Raw genomic sequence first — 26027 nt, forward strand, 5'->3', positions numbered from 1 at the left:
TATTTATTTGTTGTCGCTTTGCTCGATTAATTTATAAAATTGGTGGTGAAATTATGGGGTTTATTCATAAAACATATTTGCAAATAACTTTAGATGAAAAAGATAAAGAAATGATAAAAAATAAAGCTGTAGAATTGGGATATAAATCAACTTCAGCTTTTGTTATTGATTCAACAAAAACACATTTTAAACTTAATGTTGATATGAAAGTTTATAGAGATTTAACTAAAGAAATAAACTATATTGGTAAGAATATAAACAGCTTAATTAGAAGGATCAATACAGACGGGATTTATACTGATAGCGATATTGATTTTCTTAAAGTTAATCAAAAAAATTATAAATTTAATCAATACCGAATATGACCGATTAATTGATTTAAAAACCAAGTTTAATAGCGATAGTTTGAGTAAAAACAAAAGAAAAATTAATACAATCGCTAACTGAAAATCAAATACAGATACCAAAAAATTAGTATTAGAAGAAGTATACGAAAAGATTAAAGAAGATTTTATTTATATCATAGAATATATAGAAAACTCGCCTGAACAAGATGAAGAAGTAACAGAATATGTTTGGCAATATTTATATGGAGATACGCTTTATAAGCTAGATAATAACCAATTAATTGAACTGGCTGATAGCATTTTTATTTTTGCACAGAAATTGAAATTTAAGTTATCGAAACTCGACAATGTTTTTGAAGATGATGATTGGTTTGAACTGAAAGATATATTAGATGAATATGAAATTTATTAAGTAGGGATTGATTACAATGTCTATCGCTACAATATAAAAAGTGGATTTGTTGCAAAGATTACATTTATTTGAAAGAGGTATATAGATTCCTAATGGAGTCTATTCCTATTCAGCCATTCTGAATAGTTGATGAATAAACTTCATTTCATTTTGGACAGACTTATCTGGTAAAATAAGTTGGCCTTTTTTAATGAGGTTCTGGTGCAAAGATAAAATGAAAACCAGTAAAACGCATATATTCCTAACAGAATTGTATTTTATGCTACAAGTCCAAACAATTGATGGATGAATTCTTTCTGATTTTGGACAGACGGGTCCCGTAAATCAATCTGTTCTTTTTTAATCATATGCATAGCTTCTACTCCAGAAAGAATGGATGTAGCTGTGTCAAAAGATTTAAAACCTAGCATAGAACGGATTCGTTTCTTTATAAAGCGATGCTCTTGTTCTACTATGTTATTCAAGTACTTTTGTTGTCTAAGTCGCATACCGTTAGGTATGCTTTTTTCTTTTTTCAACTGTTCAATTGCTAGAGGATAAGCTGGATTCTTGTCGACTGTTATAACACGAGGCTTTGCAACATGAAAAGACAGCAAAGCTTTCTTGAAAAAGCGCTTTGCAGCCTTATGATTTCTAGCTTTACTTAAATAGAAGTCAATTGTGTTCCCTTTAGAATCTACCGCACGATATAAATACATCCATTGTCCTTTTACTTTGATGTATGTTTCGTCTACTCTCCAAGAGTCATTTGTTTGTTTGAGGTAACGTCGGATCCGTTTGTCTAATTCAGGACCATACTGATGAACCCAACGCATAATCGTTGTATGAGAAATGGATAAACCCCGTTCCTCCATCATTTCCACCAAATCACGAAAACTTAGGTTGTACCGTAGGTACCATCTTACCGTTAATAAGATAATATCAGGCTGGTAGTGCTTCCATTTGAACCAATTTTTCCTTTCCATACCAATCACACACCTTTATAGAGTAATAGTATCCAGTATGTCCAAGATTTAGAGATTACTTGTAACCACCTTGAAGTTTTTGCACCAGAACCTTCTAAACCACTTATAGATAATTTCACATACCATAAGGAGAGTATAATGCTAACAAAGTTAAAACAATCCCCCAACAAACAATATAAGTAAAAGTATTCAAGCCATAACGCTATAGCTTGCTCCTCAGAGATTGTATCGTAGATATAATTATGTATCGGCACAGTGGACAATTAAAAATTAACCAGCTGACAATCCTTCGATTAAGCTGTATGAAGCCTTTTTCTCCGCCATAGCGCTATTGTTTTTCGCTTGTAATATAATGTTACCCATTTGGGGGAATAGCTCGTTTAAATAAATTAAGTAATTCTCTCTTTTTTGCCCAATTTCACGTAATGCAAACGCAATTAACATTCCAATAGTTGATAATCCCGTTTTTGCTGTTTTCCCTTTACCTTCAACCGTTTTATATATTTTATTACTCTTCTTCAAAACAGTATTTAATGTGCTTCGAGGAATATTAAGCGCTTCGCATAGCTCTGATTGTGTAAAGTATAACACAGGTTTATTCTTAGAATTCATTGATAAAAAGGCAATAATATCCGCTTCCCACTCATGCCAATGCGAGCGAACTCGATCTTCACGTTGTTTTTTATGTTTTCTCCAAAACGCAGCTGGTGATCTAAAAGAACTCACTTGTCCAGGTGTCGCATATGTTTGAAGTAGACGATCAATATAATCTTTATGTGCAGCCTGGTACTTTCCTGAATACGCAGACATTACAATTCCTCTGAATTCTGTATGATCTAGAGGGTGTTCCAGGTTACTATTAAATTGATCCATCATATCTAAAGTTTCTCTAATTGAAACTTCACTTTGAAAACAGGCTAAAGAAAGGGTGAAAATCGCATTATTTCGCCCTGCTTTTGTTTGTTGTGGCGCTATATTCGTGCAATTCATAACTTGCTTAAACCACGCTTCTTCTACCTGTTTCGGTTGCTATACAGGTTTGTTTTTAGAAAATGGAGTTTCAATTACATTATTTTCTTCTGGGCCTACGAAAAATTCTTTCCCCTTATTATCATCTTGACGTTTACTCCATTCCTGCAGCTCCTTGAAAGAATAAACATTTTCCTCAAAGAACATAATGATATTCTCTTCTGAAGGCATTCTGAAGAAGCCAAAGTGATTACATGTTAAATCCACTTGTGGTAGGCCTTCTGCAAACATCTCTCTTAAGTTTTGAGAGATTCTTTTTGCTGATTTAATTGCGATATAGTCCTTTTTATTTGTTACATACACAGCTTGATCTAGCACATAATATACTTGATATCCCTTTGTAGTTCGAAGAATCATTGTAGGTACACCAAAACCAGCGTTTAATGCAACATCGTTAATTGCTGTCATTGAGAATGACTTTGAATCGATATCGATGACGAAACAATTAATTTGTTGCAGGTTTTTTTCAGTGTGACCAACAATTGTACGAAGACCGTTTTCGCTATATGTACCAAAGTTGTATACGTTTGGTGTCCAGTGTGAAGCTTGTCCCACATGATCCAGTACAGCTTCTTCAGAAGTTAATACAACACCACGTGTCCCGAATTTCGCACTTAAATCTTCTTTTTTACGTGTAATGAAAATAGATCCTTTTTTATTTTTTTTACCGTTTAGAATCTTCTTTTCAAATTTCTCTTGAGCTGCAATAGAAATAAGCGCTGCCTGTGAATTTTGATGTTTATATTTACGAACACCATTATGAAGTATAAGATTAATAGCTTTCTGTACTGAATTCATGTTAAATTTCCTTTCTACTAGATTTAAAACAATAAAAAAAGGTGAGCAGTTATATCACTGCTCACCTAAATAAATAGACTTCCCGAATTGTATACAAAGGTAGAAAAATCCATAATTAAATACACTTATAGATGCACTTAAATAGGGGTTCTTATCTTTACAAATCTACACTAATTAACTATACTAATAGGAGATATTTCATATTAGTATAGTTAATTAGAACGGTTTGGGAAGTTTACTCACTGATACAGCAGTGACGTAAATGGAATACAAGATGTTTCCAGCAAATTGTATTCACCAAGAAGTAGAAATGTTTCCAGCAGATCTACTTCCTCTGTCTGGTTTGAGATCTTCCAAATCTCAAGTAGACAGCCGTTCTTTTTTTATTTGTTTTTTGTGTTTATGTGTCTTATATATATCCAACAAATTCTTCCGAATTTTTTATGTATATTATCAAACTAAATCGAATTGCGTTGAGAAAACTTGTTGTCTATAACGTTACAACAAGTTTTTTTGTTTGTAAATAACTATCTGACTCGTAACATTTCACTCTATTAAAAAACGAGAATGCTATTTTATACTTTTATAATTTTATAATAATATAAAAATCCTGTTATTAAAACAAAAGAGTTTATTATTTTATAAATTTATACTTTTATAATTTTATAAATATGTATTTGGACTTTAAAAACTTAATTAACCTTGATATAAAAGTATTTTAAGAATACTGGTTTCAAAACATCATATATTAATAGGAAAAACTTTAACTTTTTATAAAAGTATAAAGTTATACTTTTATACTTTACTATTGGGTGATTATGGTATAAAATAAGATTATAAATTTATAAAAATATAAAAAACTTTTTTTACGAGGTGACGGAAAATGTGCAAGGTTATCACAACAGGAAACTTTAAAGGTGGAGTCGGAAAAACTACTAACGCTGTAATGTTAGCTTATACATTTGCAAAACAAGGGAAAAAGACATTGTTAGTAGATTTAGATCCACAGGCAAATGCCACTGATCTACTATTCAATACGATGAAGAAAGTATATTCAATAGAACCTGAATTCAAAAAAACCTTAGCAATGGCTCTTATAGATGCTAATTTACAAAGCGCGTTAATTAACGTATTACCAAACTTAGATTTACTACCTTCATATGAAGACTTACAAACATATGAAAAGTTCCTCTTTAGGAATTTTGAAGATGACCATTCACAAGATACTTATTTTGCAAAACAATTGAGCACAATTAAACAAAATTACGATTATATTTTAATTGATGTTCCACCACAATTAAATAAATTCGCAGACAGTGCATTAGTTTCAAGTGATTATGTTATGGTTATATTACAAACACAGGAAAGATCTCTAAAAGGCGCTCAGAAATATATTGAACATGTTTTTTCACTAGCAGATGATTATAAATTACCATTAGAAATCATCGGAGCGTTACCTGTATTAATGCAAAACGGCAATGAAATTGATAAGGATATCCTCCAAGAAGCCGAAGAAATTTTTGGTAAACCAAATGTATTCAAAAATATCATTAAACAAATGGCTCGTTTAAAAAGGTTTGACAGAACAGGAATCACTTATAATATGAAAGATGTGCATGATAAAAACGTTCATAATGTATATCAAAATATTGCAAGCGAAGTTGAAAAAAGAATCGAAATTTTGGAAGGAATGAAATCAGTAAATGGATAACCACTTGGATATAGACAAAGCTCAACTTGGTATGAGAAGAAAGAAAACTGAAGGCTCGGTAACATTTACACCGGAAAGTCAAGAAAAGCAGGAACGTAGTTTTCCTGAAGATGATAAGCTCTTTGAAAAACCTAGGAGAAAACTTACTACAAAAGAGTTACCAAAATCATTCCGTGTTTCTTTAGAAACACATACAGCAATATCTACACTCGCTACAATTGAAGATATGAAAATTTATGAAGTAATTAACATGTTAATAGAAGAAAAAGTTGCTGCTTTACCTCTTCCAAAACAAAAATTAGTGAAAAATGCAGTTAAGCAAGTGCTTGAATTAAAGAAAAATCAAAGTTAGGTATAAAATATTATTTTATACCTTTCTAAATAACCTTATTTATAATTTTATAAAATTATAAATTCGCATATACGCTATACGTACACAGAAGGAATTATAAAACACCCTCTGAATATACTATTCAAGTTGCTCAATAATCATTATGTCCAAGCCATAATAAAACTATTCATCTATTGAAAGATAAAGTCAAAACATAAAATGTACCTATTTATAAATTTATAAAATTATAAATAAAGAGGAAGGAGCGATAACCATGCGAACCTTCGGTATTATAGGTTTAGTCGTCATAGCTTTAGTATTTTTGAATGTGATTTCTCTACATACAATTGGAATATTATCTCTCATACTCGGATTTATAATAGCAATCATGATTGGTGTTTACTTCTTATATTATATTGTTCTTAGCTTCCTGGCACTATTCACTACTATCGTTGGAATTATTATGGTTATTTGCTTTATTTCTTATACCTTTCTAATCTAATGCATCTAACCCTGGAGGATCTATATGAATCTTAATGAAGAATAAAAGACCATTCTTAGATTTGACACTCCCCCCCTAAAGGAGCAAGCTGATTAACGTCAGTGGGATTCTTACTACCAAAAGGCGAAGTCCATTTCTGGTATCGGATTGCGGTGTGCCATCACCACCCTCACGACAGACCGTATAGGTTCGTGAGCTACGGTACTATAACCATACCGTACAGATTTTTCGTGTTCATATGTTTTTGCGTCTTGCCCTTGACGACACATATCATTTTACCGATAGCGTGAATTCGGCTATCGAACTCCATATGATATCTTGTTTTCTAGGAACACATAGGCGTTTTAAAGACTTGTACTTGTCTATAGTTCAAGTATAACCAAAACACAACTGTTTTTCTATGAAACAGCGATACTCTCATCCTATGCCTAAAGGCGGACTAAAGTCCGGTATGGACTTTCCCATAAATCTGTAAAAAGTTACTTTCTTGAGCTTTTTCAGTTGGCGGAGGTGAGGAAATTGAGTTTATTCGTAACGGTCATACATATATGTACATCACCATACAAAGAGACACGTTATTATCGAATAGACGATTTATTGGATACCTATCAGTTTAAAGGCAGTAAGTGACTATATCCCATGACAATATAGCGCTATAGCTCATTAGAAAGGAGAAAACAAATGGCAATAACTAAGAGAAAACAAATTCTAGAAGCTACTATCAATGCCCAGGTATCACAAAATTATCAGGATTGCCAAGAGTGGATCAATGAGACTCTACGAATAATGGCTGAAGGTACAAAGTTAGAAAAAGATATAAATTGGGCATTAGAAGTATGCAATAACTATAGAAGCTTATCACCAACTCAAAATACATATATATAAGGAGAATCACAAAATGACTCACACATTAACAGTTATTTCTAACGAAGATGTTGAAATGTTAAAAACGTTATCTCATCCAGCTCGTGTTCAAATCATAACAATTCTTATGAAGCGCACTATATTAAACGTTTCAGGGTTTGTTAACATACTACAAATACCACAAGCTACAGTTTCACAGCATGTATCTAAAATGAAAGGAAAGATATTAGGATATGATAGAAGAGGTTTAGAGGTGTATTACTACATAAATAACCCCAAAGTTCCACAGATCATTGGAATTTTATCATCTACTGATAAGTAATTTTATTTTAAAAGGAGAATCATAGTATGAACATTGTGAAATAAAATCTAAAGCCAATTTCTTTCTTGGGTGTTTTTGCCCATCCCCCCGAAAAGGGGGAATAAGAGGTTCAATCGAGATACATGTAAATGGATCACAGGCTGGAATTAACTTGGATACATATACCTATCTCATCCAAAAACATTGTCATTTCAATGTTTACAATCATTTTCATCGTAAAAAAAGATACTGCAGTTCTCAAAATTGCAACTTTATACCCAGATTTTATTGTAAAATTAGTCCATAACATAATAAAAAGCCTTGCTATAAAACAAGACTTTCCTCAAAAAAGACAGCTATTTAGCTACCTTCATCACTTGTTAATTATTATGTTTTATTATCTTACAAACCATAATTTTTGTAGGTTTTTAAGTAAGTTATCATTTACGAATTGTTCCGCCACCTTGACACCTTTTATCGTTTCCACCCTCACAAAGTGCGCCTAAATAATAGTATCTGCTGGTTGGAGCAGTATAAAATCCAAAGTTTTCTCCAACTCTTCCCACTGCAAGCAATTCTTTTGAAACTCTTGTTCCGCCTTTATATACTGCAAAGCCAACTTGCATTATTCCAGGCGGGTTATTTTCCCAGTCATATTTGACAGTTTCCCCAGCGCTAAGGTAAAGCTGTGACGAAAAAGCAGCTATATTCTGTCCATAGGTCATTGATGCTTGTCGACAATCACTTGCACCATTACAATAATAAGCCGCTGATGCGGATTCAGAATTAAAACTAAAACTAAAAAACGTTACAACACTAACAAAAATTAGAAATATGTACCTTTTCATTAAACTCTCTCCCATCCCCCTAATTTTTTATATCTTATATTAAATTTCTGCAAAATAATCAAATGATATTCCTTTTTTTGGGAACTGGTAATTTTTAAAAATTTTCAGGCGAAAATACTAAAAAGGAGTGATTTTATAGTGAAGAAAATAATAATAATATTATTATTTATTGGGTTGATTTTTCCTGTAACTTATATTTATGGACAAGGAAATGGCTTTGAAGAAAAATACAGAGAAGCCGGTTATACCTCAATAAAAAACGCTAAAGGTACTTTTGAAAAACATAATAAGGGAAATACAAATATCCCTGAAAATTTACAGGATTATCTTTCGTTTAAATCTTCGCATTCTTTCGGTCAATACAATATTCAAAAATCTAAGGATTTAAGAATTGAGTATGTAAATAAAGAGTCTGGTGAGATTTTCCTTATTTTAGTTTATCCTAAAAAAAGTGAAATAGTTTTTTCAAAACCTGAAAAAACAGGGGAATTTAAAGATGGAAAGGGCCAATATAAATCCATAACAGAAAACAATTTTTCGATGTTTCAATTTCAATCAAATAAATTTTCTTATATTCTGTCATCAAATTCAAAAAGCATTAAAGAAGAAGATTTTATAAAGATTGCAAATCTAATAAGAAACTCATAAGGGAAATAAAGTACATACTATGACCCGTTTTTTTACGTATCTCGGCTGACCCCCTAATAAAAAAAGTACCCATTTTCAAGAACGGGTACTTTTTTGTAAGGTATATTCATATTCCTTAACTCGCCTATAAAATGTATTACTTTTCATTCCTACTTTTTTCATCGCTTCTACAGCTGTAATTTGGATAAGTTTCAATGTTATAATAAACATAATCTAAAATGTATATATTGTTATACTTTTAAATAAAAGGAGGCGCTTTTCAATGACAGAACAAACCCAACCCTTGGATCCAATTGCAATTCACTTAGGGCCCATGGCTGTACATTGGTATGGAGTTATTATTGGTATAGGAGCTATATTGGGGTTTATCTTAGCAACTCATGAAGGGAAAAAACGTGGGATTCCTTCAGATATATTTTACGACTTAATCTTTCTGGCTTTACCTATCTCAATTGTTTCAGCACGAATATATTATGTATTCTTTGAATGGAACTATTATAAAGAAAACCTAGGGGAAATTTTTGCAATTTGGCATGGCGGAATTGCAATTCATGGTGGTATTATTGGAGCTGTATTAACAACTATATGGTTTACAAAAAAACGAAATCTTTCTTTTTGGAAAATGGCGGATATTTTAGCTCCAAGTTTACTTTTAGGACAAGCAATTGGACGATGGGGAAACTTTATAAACCAAGAGGCCCACGGAGGGGGTATATCTAAAAGTTTTTTAGAATCTTTGCATTTACCAGAATTTATTATTAATCAGATGAATATAAATGGCACATATTATCATCCAACTTTTCTATACGAATCTATTTGGAATATTACAGGTGTAGCTCTATTGCTTTTATTAAGAAGAGCTAATTTAAAAAGAGGAGAAATCTTTCTAACTTATTTATTATGGTATTCCGTAGGAAGATTTTTTGTAGAAGGCTTACGTACAGATAGCCTCATGTTAACATCTCATATAAGGATAGCTCAGTTAATCTCAATTGGGTGTATCATTTGTAGCATGCTTATTGCGTGGTATAGACGTAAAAGAGGATACGCACACCTACACTATACCGCTGATTAATGGAGTGAAGCTTTGTAATGGGACAACAGAAAGCGAACTGCAAGCCTCTGTATTTTCTGCTTGCAGAAAACATTTGTATCAGAATCTATTTTAAAACATTACACTTAACTACAGTATAGAAATGATAAAACGAGCCGGATTTCTTCAAGTATAGAAAGTCCGGCTCGTTTTATTAATAGTTATTACTTTGTTATAGATATTGCTCTGCTACATGTCATAGTATCATATCTACCCATATTTTTACTGATGTTGAAACAATCAATATAGCTAATATCCATTGTAATACTTTTTGATTCATTTTTTTACCTACACCTGCTCCTATCGGTGAAGCAAGTAAACTTGCAATAGCAATAATTACAGCTGGTAGGACAACCACTTGTCCTGTAGAAACTTTTCCAATCGTAATACCTATAGAAGAAATGAAAGTAATTGCTAATGAAGTAGCAATTGTCATACGGGTAGGTAATTTAAGGATGACAAGCATAATTGGCACTAGAAGAAAGGCTCCTCCAGCTCCAACAATTCCTGAAGCACTACCAACAATAAATGCTAATGCACTAGCCATCCATTTATTATACGTAAGCGTTTCTACAGGCAGGTCATCACGGTTTTGTTTCGGTATAAACATCATAATGGCTGCAATTGTAGCTAAAATGGCATATAAAACATTTACTTGATTTTCATCTAATATTTTTGAACCTAGGCTCCCTACAAAACTTCCCATTAAAATACTTGTTCCCATATAGAGTACCAATGTGTTATTAGTATAACCACTTTTACGATATGCCCATACACCTGCAAAAGTTGCAAAAAGCACTTGAACTGCTGTAATGCCACTTACTTCATGTGCTGTATACCCTGTAAAACCGAATAACACTGGAATATACAGAACCATAGGATAGTTAATAATGGCACCTCCAATACCAACCATTCCTGAAATAAATGAACCAATAAAGCCAACAATGAAAAGCAATACGATGAAACTAAGGCTCATGTTCATTCTTCCCCCTTTGACAAGAAAGCATTCTATAATTGAATACCTTTTAGGCCTGTATGTGGATAACTTTATAAGTTTTCAAATACTAATACTCGTTAGGGTATCTAAATAAACAAATTAACATTTCCATCGGAAGCATCTGATAAATATGCTGCTACACCAGCAAATTCTACATCTGCCATGATTTCTTCTTCTTTTAATCCCAATAATTCAACAGTCATTTGACAAGCTACAAGTTTAACACCTTGTTCTTTCGCCATATCTATTAAATTTGGTAAGGGCATAGCGTTGTGTTTTTTTATCACGTGCTTAATCATTTGCGGACCCATACCTGCAAAATTCATTTTGGATAATCCCATCTTATCCGCACCTCGAGGCATCATTTTCCCAAACATTTTTTCTAAGAAAGTTTTTTTAGTTTGCACATGTTCACTTTTACGAAGTGCATTTAATCCCCAAAATGTATGAAAAATTGTTACTTCTTGATCATAGGCTGCTGCACCGTTTGCAATAATATAAGCTGCCATTGCTTTATCATAATCTCCGCTAAACAAAACGATTGTTGTTTTCTTCTTTTGTTCCATGTTGACTCCTCCTGTTTTACTCGTATAGGTAATTCATCATATGTACAAAATCCCTTCCTTTATGAAACGATTTTGTACATTGATTCTCTATTTTGGTATTTGAAAATTATTCTGTTTCACCTTTCCAAGCTAACATACCGCCATTCATATTTATCACTTGATAACCATAGCTCTCTAAAAATTGAACTGCGCGCGAGCTTCTGCCACCCGAACGACATACGATGATATATTCTTTATTTTTATCTAGCTCGTGCATACGATACTCTAATAATCCAAGTGGGATATGAAGTGATTTTGGAATTTTACCTTCTACCACTTCTTCTACTTCACGCACATCAATAATATTAACTTCTTCTTGATCCATCAATTTATTCTCTAACGCTTTCGCTGTAATTTCCTTCATTTTTGTATCCTCCTAGTTCCAGGTACTCATACCGCCTGAGACATTTATAATGTGTTTGAATCCTATTTTCTTTAAAAGTTTTGTTGCTTTTTTACTTCGCATACCACTCTGGCAAATTACGATTACTTCCTTTTCTTTATCTAAACTATTAGCTCTTTGTGGTAATTCATTCAATGGAATATTCCGAAACCCGTGAATATGGTTGCTTCGGAATTCTCCAGGTGTACGTACATCAATAAACAGGTTGTTTTTTTTCTTTAGCTCGGCTTTTAACTCTTTTGTACTTATATTTTTAACGCCTTTAACAGGTAAAAAGCGAGAAATCATAAACCAGCCGATAAGTACAATAAAAATAATATTTAATGCTACATTCGTACTCACACAACATGACCTCCAATACCTCATTGTTTATTTTTTAGACATGTACACTGTGGTAAGGTGTAACTTTTTATTTCAAAACCCTTCTCTCTTAAAAAACGAATACTTAAATTTCGATCTAATGTATTATTGACAATAAGATGAATCGGTTCTTTGGGAATTTCATGATAATATCTTGCTAAATATGCATATGGTATCTGAATAGAACCAGGAACACTGTCATAACTGCTGTCATTATAATTACGCGTGTCTAACATAACTCCATTATGGTGATTTAGATTACCAGGGTTTGAAATACATGGAATTCCGAAAATAGGGAAATAACGTCTGAAAAGTATACGGACAAAAACAATGGTTAATGTAATACCTGTATAAATCATGTATATCATTATCCCCCTACTGTTTCTTAACCTCTATTTTGGTTCTCACCTTACGAGAAGCAATTTACGGTTTTAATAATTAAAAAGAGCCTGTTCTAAGAAAATCTATTCATAGAGCAGGCTCTTTTCTCTTACGCTTTCTTAATCCAGAATTTTAACACACCATCTTCTTCAGTATGTTGTAATACCTCATGTCCTCCGGTTTGAGCCCATGCTGGAATATCCTTTATAGCCCCTTTATCCGTAGAATGAACCTCTAGAATCTCTCCTGATTGTAGATTATCCATTGCTTTCTTTGTTCTTACGATTGGCATTGGACATGCTAATCCTTTTGTGTCTAATACTTGTTTTGCATTCATGTTATATACCTCCGATAGTATTTTTATTTTCGTTTATTCATGAACTGCACAGCGATTTGGTCCGATTTCCATTTCACGTTGCTGTTCTTCATTTGGAGTGATTATCCCCATATTCATTTGACGAATGTCTTGATATGCATTCGGTTGGGGTGGTAAATTTTCCGTAACAATTTTGCGAAACTCTGCCTCGTCCCCAATATTTAATCCCGTATTTTGTGAGAATAAATCTTTTAATACTGCGCTAACAACACCGTTCTCATCCATTTCACTTACTTTAGAATAATGTGCTGGTAAAACAATTAAATCTTGAGATAGTTCTTTGTAACGTGAATATAGAGTGTTGCGTAAATCACTTACCCAGTCTTCTGCCTTACCTGCAAGGTCGGGGCGTCCAATAGAATCCACAAATAAAATATCTCCAGATAAAAGGTAAGAATCATCTACTATAAATGATGTACTTCCAATTGTATGTCCCGGTGAATAGATTGCTTGAATATCAATTTTACTTGTTCCAACGGTAATTACAGTTCCTTCTACAAGTGGTTCATAAGAAAATACAACTTCTTCAGCGTCTTTTGGTGGTAACCAATACGTACCATTTACTTTTTCAGCTAGCTTACGACCACCAGAAATATGATCGGCGTGTAAATGTGTATCTAGAACGTTTGTAATAACTACACCTTTTTCTTTTGCAAATTCTTCATATGCTTCGATTGTACGTACTGAATCAATGACCGCTGCCTCACCGTTAGAAATCACCATGTATGAAAGACATCCTTTTCCAACACGATTAAATTGATAAACACTTCCACCATCTTTTGAATTCCCCACTTTTAGGGGTTTTACATATTCACTCCAAGCTTTCATTCCACCAGCTAAATAATTGACATTCTTCAAACCTGCTTCTATAAGTTGTTCAGCTACAAATATGGAAGATCCTTCCTTAACACATACAACAAGAATATCTTTATCTTTTGGCAATTCATCTAAAATTCCCTCAACACCTTCTAGTAAATCAAAGTAAGGTTTATTGATAGATGTTACTTGCTTCCCTTCAATTTTCCAATCTACATAATCCGTTTCATTCCGAACATCTAAAATGAATAATTCTCCAAATAAAACTTTCTCAACTACATCTTTCGCTTGTAATCCAATAACATCCATTACCTTACCTCCTATGGTATATTTATGGTTAAAAATTTTAGAAACTTAATGTGATATTCGCATCTTTTGCGAACACTAAATAGGTGATAGCTCCGGCGACTTTAATACCTTTAACTAAGTCTTCTTTTTCCAAGTTCATTACATCCATTGTCATTTGACATGCAATCATATTTACACCTAATTCTTTAGCCATGTCTACAAGTTCAGGAATACTTGGGACATTGGATTTTTGAAAGCCCTCTGCACTCGCCTCTTTTCCTTCTGGCAGTACTAATTGTTGATTTGCTTCTTTATGAAGTAATTGTATTCCTTCAAAAGCAAAGAAAATTGATACTTCATAATTTGCTGCCGATGCTGAAATCGCTATATTTAATACTTTATAAGCGCTAAATAAATCTCCATTACTTGCAATAATCGCTAATTTTGTTATTGTATTTCCCCCTACTCTTGTTCTAAAGCACCTTGCCATTGTGACATACCAGGAACTACATTTTTTACATTCGAGAACCCTTGTTTTTCTAATAACTGACATGCCAAGTCACTACGACTCCCTGTACGACAGATTACATAAATAGGTTTATCCTTGTGTATCTGACGTGCTTTTCGTAAGTAATGTTTTCAGCACATCTCCCTCTATTTTAGTACCAAGATATTGATGCCCTACATTATTCGCCCAGCCTTTGATCCTTTATCTGTTGCTTCTACTTCAATTACTTGCTCTGGTTCTAATGTATGCATTATCTTCTTGGTACGAACAATGGGCATGATAAACCTTTACAGTCTAATACTGTATCAACCTTGATACTCATATTTACTTCCTCCTTAAATCTTTTATAGCTAATCCTTAGTGGTATTATTTTTCGTAGAAAACTAATTATACATATACCTGTAAGGGTATAATGTTATTGTTTTTAAAATCTGTCAACACATTCGTTCGACAGATTATCTACTTTTCACAAGTAGTTGCACAGCTTCTTTAATTAAATCTTCATTTGATCCATCACCTTTTTCAAACTGTTCACGTAGGCATTGTTCTAAGTTTGTTCCTACAATCAATCCAATTGTACGATCTATTGCCGAACGTGAGGCAGTCAATTGAGTAATTACATCTTTACAATCTTTCTCTTCTTCAATCATACGAAGAATACCACGAATTTGACCTTCAATTCGTTTTAAACGGCTTTTCATATCTTGCGTATATTCCAAGGTATTTCCCTCCTTATTACTTCTATAATTACTCTTATATCAAAATAAATGTACTATCCCATGAAATTTTAATATCTTTATTTGAATTTACACCTTCATTATATACCCCTAAGGGTATATTGTAAACCCCTTTATTTTTTTATATTTATTTCCTCCTAGATAATACATAGTTTTCGCTCTATCCAAGCTATTTTGTAATGAGAATGGATTTTTGATTATTAACCAACAGAAATTAAGCATTAGTGAATAATACGGTTTGGTAAAACCGTCGCATACAATTTAAATCCACCATCTACATTTTTTACTTTATAACCTTTTTCCATCAAAAGACGAGCTGCGACATATCCTCTCATCCCAAGCTTGCATGTAATATAAAGTTCTTTATCCTTCGGAATTTCATCTATTCTCTCACGTAATTCATCTAATGGAATATTAACAGCACCTTTTATGACACCTTGCTTTAATTCGTATGGTTCACGGACATCAATTAAATATCCACCTTTTTCCACGATATCATCAATCTCATGCCATTGTACTGTATCTACAAGTCCTTCAATTATATTCATTGCCGCATACCCTACCATGTTTACTGGATCTTTTGCAGAAGAATACGGCGGGGCATATGCTAACTCTAAATCAGGTAAATCCATTATTTTTAGTTTTGCTTTTATTGAAGTTGCAATGACATCAATACGCTTGTCTACTCCATCACGACCTATAACTTGAGCCCCATAAATCTCCCCGGTTTTCTTATTAAAAATAAGTTTTAATAAGATTGGATAGGCATTTGGATAATATCCCGCATGAGAATTTGTTTGTACATGGACTACCTCATAGGGTATATCCAAACGTTTTAATGCTTTTTCAGTTGCTCCTGTTGAAGCAACTGTTAATTCAAATACTTTTGCAATAGATGTTCCCAACGTTCCCTTATATACTGATTCAATGCTACCATGAATAATATCAGCTAACATACGTCCTTGACGATTTGCTGGCCACGCAAGTGGAATCATCGTTTCTGCTTCTGTGACAAAATCTTTCACTTCAATCGCATCGCCAATTGCATAGATGAATGGATCAGAAGTTTGTAGCTTTTCATTTACTTTAATCGTACCTCGAACTCCAAGTTCTAAACCAGCATCTTTTGCCAAACTACTTTCAGGCTGAACGCCAATAGAAAGGATAATCATATCTGTCTGAATTTCCGATCCGCTTTTCAAACGTATCACTGTTCCTTCTTCCTCGAATTCATCCACCCCATCTTCTAAAATAAGCTGCACTCCATGCTTTCTCATATGTTCATGCACATATGCCGCCATTTCATAATCAATTGGGGGCATCACTTGATTATTCATTTCAACAAGCGTAACCTCTATGCCACTTTCTCTCAGATTTTCGGCCATCTCAACGCCTATAAATCCTCCACCAATTACAGTCGCATGGCACGGCTTATTTTTATCGATATATCCTTTAATACGATCCGTATCAGGTACATTACGTAATGTAAACAATGCTTTTGATGTTTCAATACCAGGGATAGGTGGGGTAATTGGCTTAGAACCTGGTGAGAGAATCAGAATATCATAAGACTCTTCATACGTTTCATCTGTTATTACATTTTTAACAGTAATTATTTTTTCTTCTTTATCAATTTTCATAACTTCGCTTAAAATACGAATGTCTAAATTAAAGCGTTTTGACATTTTTTCTACTGTCTGCACTAACAACTTTTGTCGTTCTTGAATAACCCCACCAATATAGTATGGAAGTCCACAATTAGCAAACGAGATATACTCTCCACGTTCAAACATAATAATTTCACTATCTTCACTTAAACGACGGAGACGCGCCGCTACTGATGCTCCACCTGCCACTCCGCCAACTACAACAATTTTCTTACTCATTTTCTTTTCCTCCTCAAATTACTTAAATTTGATAAAATAGACATTTCATAAGCACAATCTTTTTCATATCCATATAAATATCATTCCATAATGTCGGCTATTCGAACAACCTCTACCCGTATGGGTATATAATATTCTAAAAAAATTGATCGTGCAACACATATTACTCGATGTTGAAATAAGTTCACAAAGTAGCAAACAAATCCGCAAAAATGCTCTACATATTGATAGTAAGAGAACAAACAGTTAAATTTGTTTAGGTTACAGTGAAAATAATCGTAGTTTTATTTTTCTTAGTTAAGATCATACACGTACTTCGGCTGAAACCCTACATCAGAAGAAGATCTCAAAGAAAGAATACAATTATCCTTAACGTAGGAAAATCGGATTTTATCTTCCATAAAATGTCTTATCATGGGTTTTATGTCATTTGGTTTGCGGGACCCCTATAAGAGGATCATTTATGTTTATCACTACTGTATGCTGGCTCATGACCATACATCCAATCTAAAATATAACTTTCTACTGTATTATGATTTTCCACAACCGCTTTATATATATCATTTTTGCCACCTATAATACCATTAAAGCTAGACCAATTAACCTCCTTAGCAAGAATTTCGCTCGCTCTTTTAACGCTTCCTCTTTCTTATCTCCTAAATATTGCAAAATCTTTTTTGTTCATCACCATAAAAACACCCCTATCTACTGGGAAAATTCATCTTCCTCCCTATTCCACTTATATCCCAATAGCTGTTTATAAGTGTTTAGTAAAAGTAGCATTAACTTTAATGCCAGATACATAGATTAAATACTTTTCAAAATCTATAAAGTGGATTGTAGAAAAGGATCATTTAAAAGGCAATCCTAATTCAAAATTACTAATGTTTGAATTGTTAACTTCCCCCTACTTTTTTGAGTCACCATTAGTATTATTACATCTCAGAAAAGAGAATGCGCTAACTGATCTACCTTATGCAATATGTAAAATATATTTTGGGTACATTATGTTTCAGTTTTATATTCCGATGTGTAAGAAAGATAAGAATAAGAAATTGATTTTCAGACCCTAATCATTGGAAGAAGTGAGATGACAAGTAATAGACTGAATCGCCTGGATCTATCCACCCTTGAATTAAAGAAAGATGAAAAAGAAATATTAGAAATGACATACGGAGAAAAGGCACCTGTATCTAAAGAACTATTAGAGGGATTGTAAGTTAGAAACTAAAAATAATGTTTTTTATTTTTTTGGAAATTACAATTTCAAAATGTAATAACATACTTCAAATATAATGTTGAATCAAATTTTCATTTTAAGTATGTTATTACATAATTATCTTAATCAATGGTCATAGTCGCATTTTATAAAAGTATAATTTTATAAAATTATACTTTTATAAAAAACGATTTAAATTCGACCCCAAAACTTCCACCAAGATTTCTTTTTTGCTGCCGCTATTTCTTCCTGGGCTGATACAATAGTACGTTTAGCATCTTGAATCTCTCTGACCATCTTCATAAGATTTTCATCTCTTAGTTCTAACCTTTTTTCTATCCTTTCTTCACGTTCCCTCCGATCTTTCATATCTTCCTTTATTAATTTATTCCTTTCTTTAATATCCTCTTCGATTAATCTATTCCTTTGATCTATACGATCACCTAGTCTCTTTTCCATTTCTAATAGATTTGCTTGCTGTACCTTATTAATTTCTTCTATCATAGCGCCATATTGTTGTTGGAATTGATATTGCATTTGATAAGGAACTAGATCTGTCTCCTGGGACTCCTCTTTCCTATTATCGATTCCAAACTGCTTTGCAATCATTTTCGCAGCCTTTTCTAAAGTCATACCATCTTGCTTACTCAACTCTACTAACTGTTCAATAAGTACAACATCAAACTCTGTATATTCCCTTCTCCCTCGACTATTCTTTCTAACATCATATCCTTCACGTTCAAGAACATCTGAATACTTTCTAAGTGTGCTACCACTTACTCCTAAACGACTATAGACCTCACTGCTGGTATATACTATCTCTGCTTCTGACATAGCGCTACGCCACCTCCTATTAGAGAATTTCAATACAGGAGGACGAAAACCTTTAAAAATCCATCGACGAAAATCGTACGGTCTTTGCAATGTTTTGTCAAAATCAAACTTATCCTTATAGCGCTATTGCTAAAAAAGAAACATCTAAATAAAGGGTCCTGAAGTCAAATTGTGGATATTATACGCTAAGACATTTTGGGAAGTAAAAGCCTTAATTTCCGTACGCGAACTAGGAAATCAGGGCTTTTTATCTTAAATATTGTTCCCCCTAGTAAAAAAATGAATACATATTAGGGGTATTTAGTTTGCATTAAATTTAATATATGCGATACTTAATTGATTAAAAATCTAAAAATAATGATTAACTAATCGTAAGAAATATCAAAGACTGTCTTTTTCTCATATCAATGAGATTTTCGTCCGTTGTGCTGTAGGAGGTTAAACAGACGAAGGAGAACCTTTGATAATTCTTGGGTGTTTTTGTGTAATGCTTGATGAAAAAGTAAGAAATAATCTTTAATTATGTCACTTTACCTATAAGTTGGCCACAGTTGGAAGCATAAGTTGACCGTGAGTTAATTATTAACCCATAAGCTTGCCATGTGTTTTATTAATGTAGCTTTGGAATAATGTTTGGTCAAATTGATACGAATAACCTTAATAAACGAGCAAGTGGAACTGGCGATTCCGTTAGTTAATAGGTCACTTTGCTCTCTTGATATGCTTTCTTTACCCGTTCAATTTGAGCGGGGTGCTCTTGTATATGTTGAAGATCTTTCAAATGAAAATAACCTAAATCTCGGATACATAAATTATTTATTGTTAAAGTTGTTCTTTGGCAGGTTTATCCAAATACATATAGAAAGTATGAAAAAATAAATTTTAATTTGACCAAAGGAGATGAAGAGATTGTTTAAAAAAATCGGTATAGGAGTATTTTCTACAGCAATTGTATTAAGTGCCAGTATGGGTTTTTCAGGTATTGTATCAGCAGATAGTCCATCTGCAAATGAACAAGTTAAGAATGGAGATTTTGAGGATGGGCTAAATAACTGGATTTTATCTAATCCTAATTCTTCTACCGAGAATATTGGCACTTCTGAACCAGGCAATCATTATCTCAAATTAATACATGCAGACACAGCCTATCAGCTTGTTACTGTAAAGCCGAATACAGAATATACATTAACATTTGATATAGCGGGAAGTATAGTTTCTCCATCAGAAGTAACAGTAGGTAATCTGAATGCCAATCAAGAAATCGTTCCATTAACAAAGAAGCAGTATACAGGATTTAAGCCCGAACATCATGAGATGAAGTTTAAAACAGGGGAAGATGTGTCAAACTTTGCTGTCAAACTTGCTTCTACAGCAAATGGGAGGGCTAAATTTGATAATGTACAATTAAAGGAAAAGGAGAAATCTTATATTTTAAATATTGATTTTGACCGCAATTCAAATTTTGAGATTTTTAAACCACATGGCGATGTAAATTACAATATTGAAGAGCATGTAGGAATAAATAATTCTAAAGGACTTCATTTAAGTGGATCAGGCGGTATGTTGATAGGGCTCGTAACTTTGAAGCCTAATACTACATACATAATGTCTGCATCTGGAAAAATAATGACTCCTGGTAAAATAGTATACGTGGGGGTAGCAATTAATGGAATGAACACAGCTTATATGCAATTTACTTCCTCACAGTATGAACAAAAATCGATTGAATTTACTACTCCAAATAATAATTATCGAGCTAACGTCTTCTTAGATCCTGATTCAATGAAAAGCTTTGATGCCTATTTTGATGATATCGTACTAGTTGAAAAGTAGCCATAATAAAAAATATATTTCTATCATTGACACATGAAAACAATTCTAAAAATGAGCCGCCATATGTCTATCAACTTGGGACTTTGAAATGTATCCACAACGAAGTTTGTTCTTTCTACATTTATTTATGGGAATTCAGCTCGTTTTTTCATTTTGAGGAACAATGAATTTCTTAAATTGATGGCAATGTGATGCTATCCCTAAAAGTCGCGACTTTATTTAAAGGCGACATTAAAAATATTCTTCAAATCCTGGAAGCATAAGTTGGCCGTAAACTAAAAGAAGCATAAGTTGACCAAAACGGCCATCTTATGCTTCTTGTTACAAATCATGTACATCGCTTTATATTCACTTAGCTCTTTCTGTTTCTTACGTAACAGAAGTTCCCTCATTTTAAACATAGTAGAAGAACATAATAGAATACTAATGAGTTGACCATAAAGATGACATTCTAACCGCTCTTGTTTAATAGATTTACAACGATGAATTTGAAACCAAGATTTCCATACTTTAAATAACAGCACAATATAAATACATCCACTGTCTCTTTACCTATATATATGTCTCATCCACTCGCCATGAATCATTCGTTTTTTGAGATGATGCCGGATTCTTTTATCAAATTCTACTCCATATTGATGGACCCAACGCATAACCGTGGTATGGGACAAGAATAATCCTCGTTCCTCCATCATTTCTACTAAATCTCGAAAACTTAGATTGTACCGCAGGTACCAACGGAATATAAATAAAATCATATCTGGTTGATAATGCTTCCACTTGAATACATTTTCCTTTTCCATACCAAACACACGTCTTTTTTAAAGTTGGATTATCAGTATGTCCAAGATTTGAAGATTCATTGTACAAGTTTTAGAGGTTTTCACAAGAACGCATATTCGTTGTTGAAGTTATTAATAATAAAATGTATTATAGAAAAGCGCAATTTATAATTTAAGTAAGAGGGACTATACATTCGGAATAAATAAAAATTATGAAATAACATTATTATATGGAAATGGAGGGGAAATAATAGAAACAGTACATATTAAATGTTATGGATTGTATAGTTTAAATGACTTTTACAGTAGAAAAGAGTCTTAATTGTTAATAAGCTTTCCACAGGAAATCTACTGTGGACATAAATGGACCCACATTTGAATAGAATCGAAGGTTTATTAAGTACAGAAACTTGTCAATCTTTAATTTATTAAACTACTTTTGAATAGCATATGTAAGATACTTAAAAAAGTACAAATTTTATTATTTTTATATGGAATTCTGTATGGAAGGTATAATTCATTTCTCTTATTTAATAAAAATATTAAGATTCATAAGAACGATACATAAAGATTAGAGAAGAAAATAAACACGGAGGTTTGAAAAAATGGGACAAGGAAGCAGGTTTCAAGAAAAACAACAAAATCGTCGTAAAAAGGGGATATTTAATATCGCATTTAGTGTGGTATTAGTGACAGTTGGTATAGTGACATATCAGTCGGTTTTCACTTCTGATACATCAAAGAAAACAATTGCTCAAGAAAAGAAAACAACAAAGATAGAAGAAAAGAAGAACGAAGATAAAGAAGCGGCAAAGATAGAAGAAAAGAAGAACGAAGATAAAGAAGTGGCAAAGATAGAAGAAAAGAAGAACGAAGATAAAGAAGCGGCAAAGATAGAAGAAAAGAAGAACGAAGATAAAGAAGTGGCAAAGATAGAAGAAAAGAAGAACGAAGATAAAGAAGTGGCACAGTTAGAAGAGAAACAAAAAGCAGAAGAATCTGTAAAAACGAACAGAAATGAAAAGGGTTCTCAAACTAATCCTTCTTGGAAGCCAATTGGTACAGAGCAAGGAGCAAAACCTGCAATGAAATTTCAAGAAGGAACAGTAGATTGGAATGAGATGAAAAAAGCAATTTCTTATGCTGTTGATGTTCCCGAGAGCCAATTGATTTTTGATTTTATTGGGAATAACGGTAATAATAAAGCCTACGGTAATGTAAGAGATAAGCAAAGTAATAAAAAATATAAGGTTGATATTGATTGGGTAGAGAATCAGGGTTGGAAACCAGTATCTGCTCAAGTGGTAAAATAATTAAGAGAAATGTAAATGTTCCCCTCTCTCGTTGTGAGGGACTAAACTATTATTATCCACCTGGTTCTATATGATGTATGAAGTAATTATGTATTTAAAAGTTTACTTTTGATATCAGGGCCCATGCCCATCAACCTAAGGTCTTAAGGTATCCCCTAAACGAAATCTTTACTTTTCTACGTTTATTATAAGCGCTGATGACCGTAAAGAGAAAACAAGGGTTTCAAAAAGCAGTTCAAAAGTTTGCTCCATCACGCAACGTTACGTACTACGACATTTTAGAGAATAATCGTCCGATTCTTATTTTTTGTGCAACAGATAATATCGCAATTGGAGCAATTAAGGTGATTTATGAAAGAAATTTTGCTGTACCGGCAAATATTTCAGTTACTGGATTTGGGGCATATCATATTTCTGAAATGATCCACCCTAGCTTAACAACTGTTTCATTTAATCATCATTACGCTGGAACGATAGCTGCCACATCTACTACAAAATTAGTTAAAAATAAGGAAGCATCCAAAATATTAAATTCAAAATATGTATTAAGAATTCAAGGAAGTATTGACAAAGTTTAAAAGCAGTTTATGTTTTTTAGAACCGGTTCCACTTTTAGGAGGAAGTTAAGGCAGTTTTTTTGTATATAAAATAACTGTCTTCTATTTTAAACATTTACAGAACCGGTTCTGTAAAATTGATAGGAGATTTTAAATGGATATGAAAGCTGTTACGAAAAGTGTATTACAGTATATTGGTGGAAAAGAAAATATTGGATGTTTTTGCCCCCGTAAAAAGGGGGAATAAGGAAAAAGTAAACTCTATTCTTTTTCAAGTAAATCTTCTCGTGCTAACCTGGTTAGAATATCAACTTCATTGATGTTCTTAATGATTGCTTCCACATTTACTACAGTTGGGGAGTTACTAAATTCATACCGACAATAAAAATTGATATGTTGCCATGAAACCGGTGAAATGTATTTTAGTATGTTCATCTATTAAGTTACATGGCAGAGGATAAAAGAAAACGAATACGTGAACGTCAAAAAAAAAGGAATTACAATTTCTCTTTAAAAAAAGATCAAACTTGGTCGTAATACTTTAGATCAATTGCTCTATCGATAAACCCACCTCCATTATATGGAGTGTTTTTATAAGTGATTTTCTTCTATATATGCAGGAAAGGCAGAGGAAACACCACATATTATTGATGAACTATTTTATCTAGCTCCTTCAACAATAATTAAGAAAATGGTTCTGAAATATTATAGCAAGGTTCTACAAGCTTCCCTATGGATACGTTTTATATTTGAAGAAGCTTGTCTAGGAAATATAATCCTTAAATCCTTGTAACTTACAGTGATAAATAGAGATCTTATTCATTTTAATTATATAAAAAATACATAATTAAAAGCAGTAATACTGAATCCAGATAAGGGTTCTTCTAATCAATGATAATTCAATTAAAATTCACCCTCCGTTATCAAATTCCCTGCGTCGTTATCTTTCGTTAATCGTTGTTTCAAATAATTTTCTTTCGTAGTTCGATCATTCTTATGACCTATTGCAGCTGCTATAATATGAGGCGCTAGTCCCTTGTAATCGTACAAGTATTGTACATAAAAATGTCTAAAAAAGTGGGGAGTAATTCTTATATTCTTCGTAAAGGATAGCTGTGTATCTTTTATAATTTTAGAAATATATTGTGATAAATAGTTCTCTCTATAAGCATTATGATTCTTAGTTTGAAATATAGTCCCGCCATTTTTATCCCTGATGTCTACAGGTAACCTTCTCCGGATTCGAAATGCAACAATACGATTAAAAATTTCTTTATTAATAGAAACAATGCGTTCATTATCTCCCTTTGTATCAACTGTTAAATAATAACGTCCACGTATAGCGTCATACTCAAGATCTTCCCACTTTGCATGCGCAACTTCCGCAACACGTAACCCTGTAGTAGCTAGGACCGATAATAAAGCGTAATTAATTTCATTATCCTTATAGTAATGAAGCAATTGCTTCACTTCCTCATATGATAACTCGCGTTTTGGCTTATGCTGCTTATTAACGGTCGTACTTAGAATTTCCACATGAAGAGGTTCCTGGATATATTGAATTTCATATAACCATTTCAAAAAAGAACGAATCACACCAAGTTTCCTACTAATCGTAGATGTTTTGTATTTTTCTTTTGATTGATAGGAGATTGCCTCCTGGGATACCCATTTTTGATAGTTTCGAATATGTCGCTTTCTTAAGTTCCTCCAAACTTGGTCAACTACGTAATCTTTAACATCTTGTTGCAGAAATTCTGTACTTTGTTTAATAAAGAAATAAAACTGGCTTAAATCACGTGCATATAAAGTCCTAGATTCATCTTTAATACGTTTTTCTTGGTCAAAATGAGTTTGTCGATTCAAATAGTAGTACAATATCTCTTCATCAGAAAATCCTTCGTATGTATAAGTATCTTCTCTTTCGTTATTTTCCTTTTTAAATTCAGCTTCATCTATATATTTACGATTCCATACTGCAATTATGTTTGCAAAAGTTTGTTTTTGTTTCTCTATATTTTCTAAAGAAGTTTCATTATGAATTCCTTTAATTCAAATTTCATTATCCTTTAACTCCTTATTAATTACTTTTATATCTATTATTATAACTGAAGTACAGGCGAATTTTTTGCATTGATAAATTAAATTTTATAAAAATGAAAAGGGATAGAAACTATAGAAAAGGGCTCATTTTCTATAGTTATTTTATTATTTCTTTTATAAATGATCTGTTATTATATTTAATGAAATATAAATGATAATTTAATTAGCTAATATAAATTG

General features: G+C 32.6%; 25 protein-coding genes and 7 pseudogenes. 12 read left to right on the forward strand and 20 right to left on the reverse strand.

Annotated elements, in window-relative coordinates:
• The first annotated feature begins 53 nt into the window (after window positions 1-53).
• A pseudogene (locus IQ781_RS27750) lies at window positions 54-759 on the forward strand (hypothetical protein).
• A 257-nt stretch (window positions 760-1016) separates the two neighbouring features.
• Here IQ781_RS27750 and IQ781_RS27755 read toward each other — a convergent pair.
• Both IQ781_RS27755 and repS read right to left on the reverse strand, forming a co-directional pair.
• Window positions 1017-1724: an IS6 family transposase gene (locus IQ781_RS27755; RefSeq protein WP_242808331.1), complete on the reverse strand. Its 708-nt coding sequence runs from the start codon at window positions 1722-1724 to the stop codon at window positions 1017-1019.
• 270 nt (window positions 1725-1994) lie between these two features.
• Window positions 1995-3551 (reverse strand): annotated as a pseudogene (gene repS, locus IQ781_RS27760) (replication initiation protein RepS).
• 883 nt (window positions 3552-4434) lie between these two features.
• Between repS and IQ781_RS27765 the strand changes: the two are divergent.
• The 5 genes from IQ781_RS27765 (at window position 4435) to IQ781_RS27785 (ending at window position 7281) form a co-directional block, all read left to right on the forward strand.
• Window positions 4435-5262 (forward strand): ParA family protein, encoded by an 828-nt coding sequence (locus IQ781_RS27765; protein ID WP_242808332.1) that lies wholly within the window; start codon window positions 4435-4437, stop codon window positions 5260-5262.
• On the forward strand, window positions 5255-5614 hold the full coding sequence (locus IQ781_RS27770) for a hypothetical protein (protein ID WP_242808333.1): 360 nt from the start codon (window positions 5255-5257) through the stop codon (window positions 5612-5614). Before IQ781_RS27765 ends, IQ781_RS27770 begins: the two co-directional genes overlap by 8 nt.
• A 253-nt stretch (window positions 5615-5867) precedes the next feature.
• The gene (locus IQ781_RS27775; RefSeq protein ID WP_242808334.1) at window positions 5868-6095 is read left to right on the forward strand and encodes a hypothetical protein; all 228 of its coding nucleotides are present in this window, start codon (window positions 5868-5870) and stop codon (window positions 6093-6095) included.
• A gap of 681 nt (window positions 6096-6776) precedes the next feature.
• On the forward strand, window positions 6777-6980 hold the full coding sequence (locus IQ781_RS27780; RefSeq protein ID WP_242808335.1) for a hypothetical protein: 204 nt from the start codon (window positions 6777-6779) through the stop codon (window positions 6978-6980).
• A gap of 13 nt (window positions 6981-6993) precedes the next feature.
• The gene (locus IQ781_RS27785) at window positions 6994-7281 is read left to right on the forward strand and encodes an ArsR/SmtB family transcription factor (RefSeq protein ID WP_242808336.1); all 288 of its coding nucleotides are present in this window, start codon (window positions 6994-6996) and stop codon (window positions 7279-7281) included.
• Between the two features lie 419 nt (window positions 7282-7700).
• Here IQ781_RS27785 and IQ781_RS27790 read toward each other — a convergent pair whose 3' ends face one another.
• Entirely contained in the window at window positions 7701-8108 is a 408-nt protein-coding gene (locus IQ781_RS27790) for a hypothetical protein (RefSeq protein ID WP_242808337.1), read from the reverse strand.
• 138 nt (window positions 8109-8246) lie between these two features.
• Here IQ781_RS27790 and IQ781_RS27795 point away from each other — a divergent pair, with 138 nt between their 5' ends.
• Window positions 8247-8756 (forward strand): hypothetical protein, encoded by a 510-nt coding sequence (locus IQ781_RS27795; protein ID WP_242808338.1) that lies wholly within the window; start codon window positions 8247-8249, stop codon window positions 8754-8756.
• Between the two features lie 75 nt (window positions 8757-8831).
• Here the strand turns inward: IQ781_RS27795 and IQ781_RS28360 are convergent.
• Window positions 8832-8939: pseudogene (locus IQ781_RS28360) on the reverse strand (DNA recombinase); the annotation flags it as partial.
• Between the two features lie 79 nt (window positions 8940-9018).
• Between IQ781_RS28360 and lgt the strand changes: the two are divergent.
• A complete protein-coding gene (gene lgt / locus IQ781_RS27800; protein WP_242808339.1) occupies window positions 9019-9831 on the forward strand; it encodes a prolipoprotein diacylglyceryl transferase in 813 nt (270 codons plus the stop codon).
• A 214-nt stretch (window positions 9832-10045) separates the two neighbouring features.
• On the opposite strand, the gene IQ781_RS27805 is transcribed toward lgt, so the two are convergent.
• The 12 genes and pseudogenes from IQ781_RS27805 to cdr all read right to left on the reverse strand — a co-directional run bounded on the left by IQ781_RS27805 (window position 10046) and on the right by cdr (window position 17206).
• Window positions 10046-10825, reverse strand: coding sequence for a sulfite exporter TauE/SafE family protein (locus IQ781_RS27805; protein WP_242808340.1), 780 nt, complete (start codon window positions 10823-10825; stop codon window positions 10046-10048).
• A gap of 107 nt (window positions 10826-10932) precedes the next feature.
• The gene (locus tag IQ781_RS27810; RefSeq protein ID WP_242808341.1) at window positions 10933-11412 is read right to left on the reverse strand and encodes a DsrE/DsrF/DrsH-like family protein; all 480 of its coding nucleotides are present in this window, start codon (window positions 11410-11412) and stop codon (window positions 10933-10935) included.
• Between the two features lie 106 nt (window positions 11413-11518).
• Complete coding sequence (locus IQ781_RS27815; protein ID WP_242808342.1) at window positions 11519-11815, reverse strand: rhodanese-like domain-containing protein; 297 nt, start codon at window positions 11813-11815, stop codon at window positions 11519-11521.
• A gap of 12 nt (window positions 11816-11827) precedes the next feature.
• Entirely contained in the window at window positions 11828-12142 is a 315-nt protein-coding gene (locus IQ781_RS27820) for a rhodanese-like domain-containing protein (RefSeq protein WP_242808462.1), read from the reverse strand.
• A 74-nt stretch (window positions 12143-12216) separates the two neighbouring features.
• Window positions 12217-12573, reverse strand: a complete 357-nt coding sequence (locus IQ781_RS27825; RefSeq protein ID WP_242808343.1) for a rhodanese-like domain-containing protein — start codon at window positions 12571-12573, stop codon at window positions 12217-12219.
• 131 nt (window positions 12574-12704) lie between these two features.
• Complete coding sequence (locus tag IQ781_RS27830; RefSeq protein ID WP_242808344.1) at window positions 12705-12932, reverse strand: sulfurtransferase TusA family protein; 228 nt, start codon at window positions 12930-12932, stop codon at window positions 12705-12707.
• A gap of 33 nt (window positions 12933-12965) precedes the next feature.
• The gene (locus IQ781_RS27835) at window positions 12966-14096 is read right to left on the reverse strand and encodes an MBL fold metallo-hydrolase (RefSeq protein ID WP_242808345.1); all 1131 of its coding nucleotides are present in this window, start codon (window positions 14094-14096) and stop codon (window positions 12966-12968) included.
• 37 nt (window positions 14097-14133) lie between these two features.
• Window positions 14134-14565, reverse strand: coding sequence for a DsrE/DsrF/DrsH-like family protein (locus IQ781_RS27840; RefSeq protein ID WP_242808346.1), 432 nt, complete (start codon window positions 14563-14565; stop codon window positions 14134-14136).
• Window positions 14538-14678 (reverse strand): annotated as a pseudogene (locus IQ781_RS28545) (rhodanese-like domain-containing protein); the annotation flags it as partial. The gene IQ781_RS27840 and the pseudogene IQ781_RS28545, both read right to left, overlap by 28 nt.
• Before the next feature lie 21 nt (window positions 14679-14699).
• Window positions 14700-14905, reverse strand: a pseudogene (locus tag IQ781_RS28550) (sulfurtransferase TusA family protein); the annotation flags it as partial.
• Between the two features lie 133 nt (window positions 14906-15038).
• Window positions 15039-15302, reverse strand: coding sequence for a metal-sensitive transcriptional regulator (locus tag IQ781_RS27850; RefSeq protein ID WP_242808347.1), 264 nt, complete (start codon window positions 15300-15302; stop codon window positions 15039-15041).
• A 239-nt stretch (window positions 15303-15541) separates the two neighbouring features.
• Window positions 15542-17206 carry a CoA-disulfide reductase gene (gene cdr, locus IQ781_RS27855; RefSeq protein ID WP_242808348.1) on the reverse strand — a complete coding sequence of 555 codons (1665 nt, stop codon included), beginning with the start codon at window positions 17204-17206 and terminating at the stop codon, window positions 15542-15544.
• A 1090-nt stretch (window positions 17207-18296) separates the two neighbouring features.
• Between cdr and IQ781_RS28220 the strand changes: the two genes are divergently transcribed.
• Complete coding sequence (locus IQ781_RS28220; RefSeq protein WP_282093702.1) at window positions 18297-18425, forward strand: hypothetical protein; 129 nt, start codon at window positions 18297-18299, stop codon at window positions 18423-18425.
• A gap of 192 nt (window positions 18426-18617) precedes the next feature.
• Here the strand turns inward: IQ781_RS28220 and IQ781_RS27860 are convergent, their stop codons facing one another.
• The gene (locus tag IQ781_RS27860) at window positions 18618-19259 is read right to left on the reverse strand and encodes a DUF3967 domain-containing protein (RefSeq protein WP_242808349.1); all 642 of its coding nucleotides are present in this window, start codon (window positions 19257-19259) and stop codon (window positions 18618-18620) included.
• 909 nt (window positions 19260-20168) lie between these two features.
• On the opposite strand from IQ781_RS27860, the gene IQ781_RS27865 reads away from it, so the two are divergent.
• The gene (locus IQ781_RS27865) at window positions 20169-21092 is read left to right on the forward strand and encodes a choline-binding protein A (protein ID WP_242808350.1); all 924 of its coding nucleotides are present in this window, start codon (window positions 20169-20171) and stop codon (window positions 21090-21092) included.
• A gap of 326 nt (window positions 21093-21418) precedes the next feature.
• On the opposite strand, the pseudogene IQ781_RS27870 reads toward IQ781_RS27865, so the two are convergent.
• Window positions 21419-21619, reverse strand: a pseudogene (locus tag IQ781_RS27870) (IS4 family transposase); the annotation flags it as partial.
• 28 nt (window positions 21620-21647) lie between these two features.
• Window positions 21648-21895, reverse strand: a pseudogene (locus IQ781_RS27875) (IS6 family transposase); the annotation flags it as partial.
• Between the two features lie 584 nt (window positions 21896-22479).
• Between IQ781_RS27875 and IQ781_RS27880 the strand changes: the two are divergent.
• Together IQ781_RS27880 and IQ781_RS27885 are read left to right on the forward strand one after the other, a co-directional pair.
• Window positions 22480-23187, forward strand: coding sequence for a YrrS family protein (locus IQ781_RS27880; protein ID WP_242808351.1), 708 nt, complete (start codon window positions 22480-22482; stop codon window positions 23185-23187).
• A gap of 197 nt (window positions 23188-23384) precedes the next feature.
• Complete coding sequence (locus IQ781_RS27885; RefSeq protein ID WP_242808352.1) at window positions 23385-23765, forward strand: substrate-binding domain-containing protein; 381 nt, start codon at window positions 23385-23387, stop codon at window positions 23763-23765.
• An 882-nt stretch (window positions 23766-24647) separates the two neighbouring features.
• Here IQ781_RS27885 and IQ781_RS27890 read toward each other — a convergent pair.
• Window positions 24648-25796, reverse strand: a complete 1149-nt coding sequence (locus IQ781_RS27890; protein WP_242808463.1) for a tyrosine-type recombinase/integrase — start codon at window positions 25794-25796, stop codon at window positions 24648-24650.
• Between the last annotated feature and the right edge of the window lie 231 nt (window positions 25797-26027).

Origin of the sequence: Bacillus sp. N447-1 (assembly GCF_022701035.1) — a bacterium.
GTDB classification, from domain to species: Bacteria; Bacillota; Bacilli; order Bacillales; family Bacillaceae_G; genus Bacillus_A; species Bacillus_A cereus.